Here is a 6,285-nt window from a genome sequence, read left to right as displayed (position 1 = left end):
GTGTATTGATGGGCGCTTCTGGCGGTCACTCCGATACAGCAGCAGGTGCTAAATGTACAGTTATTACTTGTCCATTGATCCGTGGCCGTTTGCCAATGATCCGTGACAAAGTTGCAACTGTAATTACACCAGGCTCCTCCGTTGACGTACTCGTTACTGAATACGGTATTGCAATCAACCCAGCTCGTACTGATTTGATTGAACGCTTTAAAGACAGCAACTTGCCTATCTACACAATCGAAGAATTACAACAATTAGCATTTGACTTAGTAGGTAAACCACAAGATATCCCTGTATCCGACAAAGACGAAGACATCGTGGCAATTGTAGAATACCGCGATGGTTCTATTCTTGACGTGGTTCGTAAACCTCTATAATTGAATAGGGGGCGAAGTCCGGTAGAATCCGTTTGGATTCCGCTGTCAACTCACGATCCCATGCTAATAAGTTAATACAAAGACCCGCTCCATGAGTTCGAGGACCATGGAGTGGGTCTTTTTGAATTTATATGTTGTTTTATTATTAATTTTAAAGATAGAAATAAAGTCTAATGTGGCAAATATGGTACATGATTATAGTTATACTTTTACTATAAGAAGATTGGAGACCTTTAGGAGGTAGTTTTTATGTATCGTTGTATTGCCAATTTAGAGATTGATCTAGATGGGTTAGGTGAGTTTTATAGTGAGCTAGACGAATATGAAATGCTAAGTATGTACCAAATAATATCAGCTTGGTTACAGGATGATTTAGATGGACCTAATCCAGAAAATACGGTGTTTGGCGTATCAGAGTATGCCTTAAACTGGATATCTGTATTACCTGGAGATATTTCTTATCGTAACCTATTTGATATGGGAAGTTGTAAGGTCGGTAATCGTTATGAAAGTATTGATTATTTATATGCAAAATTTCTACAAACATTAGAGAATAGTAAACAGCTTGAACCTGAATATGAATCCTTATGTTTAAATCATATAAACGTCATGTCACAGTATATAGAAATTACTCTAACCTGTAGTCAAAATATAGACTTTATATTATTTATAAAACATTGGTTACGTAATTGTAGTACTTATAAACATCCGATATACTATAAAGTAAAGGATGTATATTATGTGAAATTTAGTTGATGCTCATATAGATAATATACATATTATTTCTCCGGATGAACTTTATAGTTGGGCGAAAGAAAAAATAGAGGGTAATAGCTTTTTAATCCCTGAGGGTATTGTAAAATGGTATAAACTGATACATTCATCAAAAAATAGTTAAAAATTAGGAGAGTGACTATGAGTCAAGTATTTAAGCAAGATCTAACAGATAACTCTGTTCGTCCTGGTGGTTTGTTTTTCGTTGAGTTATTAATGCCTAAGCAGTGTGATATGCCTACTCGCGATGCAATGGTAGAGGTATTCACAAAGCATTTGGGCCTTATTGATTGCTTTAGTTATGGAGCTGAATCTGCTGGTTTTGCACCTCAGAATTATAAGGTGCATTACGAGGATACTGATGCAGATATTCCACCGACCTTGATGGTGACGAATTGTGAGAAAATCGATAAGACTGTATTAGATGATTTTGATCGTAGTCAGGTATGGGATTGTCTAAATGTGGATGAGTTATTAGCAGAGTGCCAATACAGGGTGTTTGCTACGGATATGTTAGCCTCTGGTTTAGCGGCCAAAGAACGTGCAGATATGCTTGTAAAGTATGTAGATGCATTACTAGAATTATATCCGTCTTGTAAAGCCGTTGTATTTGGACCATCTCGTAAGTTCTTAAGTCGTGAATCGATTGAAAATCATCTAGATAAAGATGTGACTCGTTTTATGTATTACGCTGTAAATGTGCGTTATTTTAGTATTCAAGGTACCAATGATATGATGGTAGATTCTGTGGGTATGAGTACATTATTTTTACCTGATTTACAGTATCACTTTCACGGTGTAGATCCTAATCATGTAGTATTTCATGCTTATAATGTGTTGAATTATATTTTCGAACATGATAATCCAATAGGTGATGGGGAAACCATTGCGGGGTTACAAAATGGCGAGATGAATCAGGATATTCAGTGGAAAGTACAATATGAGGATTCTCTAATTCAACCGGTTCGAGAGGTTCTAGATATTAATATGGGTGAATACGCGTCTGGAACTCGGTAGTATAATTTGGTAATTGTTATTAAATATGAAAGCACCTTATGTAGTGTTTATGATCTCTTAATAGAGATGTATTGACACTATATAAGGTGCTTTTATTTTCTATTTTTCATATAATTCCATTGACAGAGGACGTTTGTTCTTTTAAGATGGTAAAGTATGTAATATTTTAATAAGTAGAAAGGAATTATATGAACTCATCTACACTAGTGCCTCAAAGTGGGGATATCAATTTCAGAGATTTTACGAAACGTCGTATGCTTCACGTAGTCTTACCATTGTTTATTGTTTCTATTATTGCCTTCCTGGATCGCGTTAACATTGCCTATGCAGGCTTGACTATGAAGGAGAATTTACCATGGTTGACGCCAGAAGTATTTGGTATGGGGGCAGGCATTTTCTTTATTGGTTATGTTTTGTTTGAAGTGCCTGCATCTTTAATTGCAGCTCGTTGTAATGCTATGCATTGGGTGGCGCGTATCATGTTTAGCTGGGGTCTCGTATGTATTCTTATGACGACGATGACCACTGAGTTGGAATTTTATGTTTATCGATTTTTACTTGGCCTATGTGAGGCTTCTTTATATCCTGTAGTTTATTCATTACTCATTCCAAATTGGTTCTTGCCAAAGGAGCGCGCGAAGGCAATCTCCTTGATGTTGACATCTTTATTGTTCTCTAACATCATTGGTGGGCCATTGGCAGGTATTTTATTGGATACAACGTTCTTTGGTCTACATGGTTGGCGTACACTCTTTATCGTTGAAGCTATTCCTGCTGTGATCTTTGCGTTCATTTTCGCATTCTGGATGAAAGAGCGTCCTGAACATGCATCTTGGGTAACTGATGTAGAAAAGGTGTATATTAAAGCCGAGCTTGAAAAAGAAGAGCAACAAAAGCAAGCCCTAAAGAAATATACTATTTGGCAAGCGTTAAAAGACCCAAAAGTATTGCGTTTAGCGTTAATCTATTTCTTGTGGGTTATTGGTTTCTGGGGCTTTAGTTTTTGGATGCCTCAAGTTCTTAAAAGCTTATCTGGATGGCCACCAAGTGTGGTAGCGTGGTCTATTGCTATTCCAATGACAGCAGCCTTACTTGTACAAATATACTGTGGTTACTCTTCTGAAAAGCGCAATGAAAAACGTTGGCACGTTGCTACTACATTGTTCATTGGTACTATTGGTTTCTTAGCAACACCACACAGTCCATCTCCAGAAGTTAGCTTATTCTTTATATGCTTAACTGCAGTAGGTGTTTACGGTGGTATGGGTGTATGGTGGACCATGCCAACAACCTTCTTATCTGGCGCTGCTGCAGCGGGGGCGATGGGACTCATTAACTCTTCAGGTAATATGGGGGGCTGGGTAGGTCCTTATATGCTCGGATTTATCAATGGTCATACTGGTAGCTTTGCTTATGGCTACTATGTAATGGGGGCTTGCATGTTCCTTGCTGGCCTATTAATTTTGACACTTCCAAAATCTATGGAGCATAAAGAGGATTAAGTAGAGCTATATTATAGATAACTAGATTATAGACAACTTAATAGGAAAATATTTAACGAATGCTTCAATGGTGTGATTTTGGATACTATTCAATTTTATGTTACAATTTATAAAATAGTATTATTTAAACTTGAGGAGACAGAATATTGAAAGAGTGTAGACCTAAGTTTGATGAAATTACATCATTTGATGAATTTAAAAAATATTATTGGTATCGTGATGAACTTTCACAAATATGTAAATCATTAGGATTAGAATATAGGGGAACAAAACAAGAACTTAATCATATTATTGAGCAGTACTTTAAAGGCGATTTAATTAAAAAATCATCAATAAAAAATAGAAGAAGGCAAGTGGAAACTATTACTTTAGATACACCATTACTTGAATGTAATTTTTCCTTTAATACGAAGTTTAGAGAATATTTCTCTGATTTAATAGGTGTTTCACGATTTAAATTTAATGCTGATATGGCTACTGCTTGGAGAAAAGTAAAAAGTGAAAAAAATACAAGCTTTACAATTGGAGATTTGCTGAAAGTATATTATGGTGAATCAGATTATGCAAAGTATGATAATTCGGTTTGTCAATGGAATCAATTTTTTAAGGATTTTTGTGCAGATGAATCTAGTGGCAATTATTCGAATAAATTAAAAGTAGCATCTATTATTTGGAAAGAGGTCAGAGATTCAAAAAATGAAAAAATTTATTCAAAGGAGCTTTTAAGTGAATATGCATATAAATTAGAAGGGTATCGCAAGTAGAAGCAACTTGTCATTGCAGAGATGTATGGGAAAACTAGCAATTAAATCTATAATAGAATAACGATAAAAGCACCTTATATCCTATGAGAAGAGTCATTTGTGATGACTTTTGTAGGTATGTAAGGTGCTTTTATTTATTCCTGATTTCTTTATTGATTTTGTTTTGTTACATCAGGCACTTTCCCAGGATTCATATCGAGGTTTAGATCTGTGGATTTGAATGGGCGTGGGTTTGCCTCTGGTGGTTGTACTTTAAGTTCTGGATGTAACCATTGTAATTGTTTTAGTTCCCAGTCGTACTTGGCACCGTCATTTTGTAGTTGACGAATATCTTTTAGGATTTCGTCTAGTTGGTCGCTATGCTTATTAGCCATCCCTTCAAGAATGTAAAGACGACCTGCTACACTGTCGATGGTAGAACCATCGTGGTCTTCATCGACACGCCATTGTAATTCAGAGATTTGTATTTGCTGGAATATGATAACGATAACCAGCACAATGATAACGCCCCACATGGGAGCTTCTTTAGCTTTCAAAAGGGCTCGCAATTTAGATGCGAGCCCAGATGGTTTGTTCATTATTGACGATCCTCGAGTTGTAATCCAGGTAATGGTAATTTGGAGTTTACAAAGTCTAACCACAAGCGAGAAGCATGGGAGAGGTAATGACCTTTTTTCCAAATTACATAAAGGGTATGAATAATTTCAGGTACGAGAGGTCTTACGACAACCTTAGAACCAACCTCCGTATTTTCACCTACCTCAGGGCAGAGACGAGATGGTAATAATGCGATAGCAAGGTTTGCACTAACCGTTTGTAACATGAGATCACGTTGGCTCGTTTCAAACACGATATGCGGTTGGAAGCCGGTGTGTTTACAAGCTTTGATGATTTCATCATGTAAGTTGAAATCGTCTTTATGCAATACAAAGGATTCATCAGCTAGCATTTCTAGGCGAATTTCTTTTTCTTTTGCTAAAGGGCTAGATTTTGGAATGATAACGGACAGTGGGTCACTCGTAAGGTAGAAAGATTCAAATTCTTTAGGGTTTGGTTTAGTACAGATGATGCCAATATCAATTAAACCTTCCTGAACGCTGATCTCAACCTTTTTAGAACCTTGTTCGTAGAGTTCCAATTCGATTTGTGGATATACTTTTTTAAATTCACCTAATAACTGGGCAAAAATGGGAGCATCAGTAATTGGTGGAATACCAATTCTGATGGAACCTTGCTCCAAACGAAACTCGTTTTCAAAATCAGTTTTTAGATGTTCAAACATAAACACAACGCGTTTAGCGTGGGTTAAGAAGATGGTACCCCCATCAGTAAGTTCTACAGATTTAGCATTACGCATGAAGAGAACAACACCAAGTTCGTCTTCTAAAGCTTTAATTGTACGGCTGATTGCAGATTGGGAGATGTGTAAATTCCTTGCAGCCTTACTAAAGCTTTTTTGATCAGCTACTTCAACGAAGTATTTCAAATGATGAAAATCCATAATTAACCCCCTAAAAATAAAACTTGGTTATAGGACGTGACCTAACTAAATGAGAATAGTTATTACTGTAATGCAATTAGCTATTACTTTATGTAAAGCATGGATAGCAATATTGGCAAAGCGACAGTCACTGTATGTGTTGCGTTGATAGGGCCCAGCACGTTATAATTAGCATATAGGGCTATATCAAGTTATGATATTAGGAATTATGGTTGTGCCCATCACAAAAAAGTATGCTCACACATAATGCCATATTATATATAACATATATATTATTGCATTATTTTTTCATGTGCGCAAGTTTGTAATGGTTGTTATTCCTAAACATAATGATAGATTAAGCAAGTGTT

Annotated in this window: 7 protein-coding genes; 5 read left to right on the top strand and 2 right to left on the bottom strand. The window is 36.2% G+C overall.

Annotated elements, in window-relative coordinates; genetic code table 11:
- From RYO55_RS09505 to RYO55_RS09485, 5 genes are all read left to right on the top strand, one after another.
- The coding region (locus tag RYO55_RS09505) for a citrate lyase subunit alpha (RefSeq protein ID WP_314985288.1) at positions 1-377 on the top strand (377 nt) is incomplete at its 5' end.
- Positions 378-626: 249 nt separating this feature from the next.
- A complete protein-coding gene (locus tag RYO55_RS09500; RefSeq protein WP_278605153.1) occupies positions 627-1,133 on the top strand; it encodes a hypothetical protein in 507 nt (168 codons plus the stop codon).
- 159 nt (positions 1,134-1,292) lie between these two features.
- On the top strand, positions 1,293-2,168 hold the full coding sequence (locus tag RYO55_RS09495; RefSeq protein WP_314985287.1) for a DUF4261 domain-containing protein: 876 nt from the start codon (positions 1,293-1,295) through the stop codon (positions 2,166-2,168).
- Between the two features lie 188 nt (positions 2,169-2,356).
- A complete protein-coding gene (locus tag RYO55_RS09490) occupies positions 2,357-3,670 on the top strand; it encodes an MFS transporter (protein WP_314985285.1) in 1,314 nt (437 codons plus the stop codon).
- Positions 3,671-3,816: 146 nt separating this feature from the next.
- Positions 3,817-4,434, top strand: a complete 618-nt coding sequence (locus RYO55_RS09485; protein ID WP_314985284.1) for an SAP domain-containing protein — start codon at positions 3,817-3,819, stop codon at positions 4,432-4,434.
- Positions 4,435-4,583: 149 nt separating this feature from the next.
- Here the strand turns inward: RYO55_RS09485 and RYO55_RS09480 are convergent, their stop codons facing one another.
- Together RYO55_RS09480 and RYO55_RS09475 are read right to left on the bottom strand one after the other, a co-directional pair.
- The gene (locus RYO55_RS09480; RefSeq protein ID WP_038125714.1) at positions 4,584-5,012 is read right to left on the bottom strand and encodes a hypothetical protein; all 429 of its coding nucleotides are present in this window, start codon (positions 5,010-5,012) and stop codon (positions 4,584-4,586) included.
- A complete protein-coding gene (locus RYO55_RS09475; protein ID WP_008602616.1) occupies positions 5,012-5,935 on the bottom strand; it encodes a LysR family transcriptional regulator in 924 nt (307 codons plus the stop codon). Before RYO55_RS09475 ends, RYO55_RS09480 begins: the two co-directional genes overlap by 1 nt.
- Positions 5,936-6,285 lie beyond the last annotated feature (350 nt).

Source organism: uncultured Veillonella sp. (assembly GCF_963551295.1).
Classification (GTDB): Bacteria; Bacillota; Negativicutes; order Veillonellales; family Veillonellaceae; genus Veillonella.
This window is presented reverse-complemented; position numbering and strand designations above follow the sequence as displayed.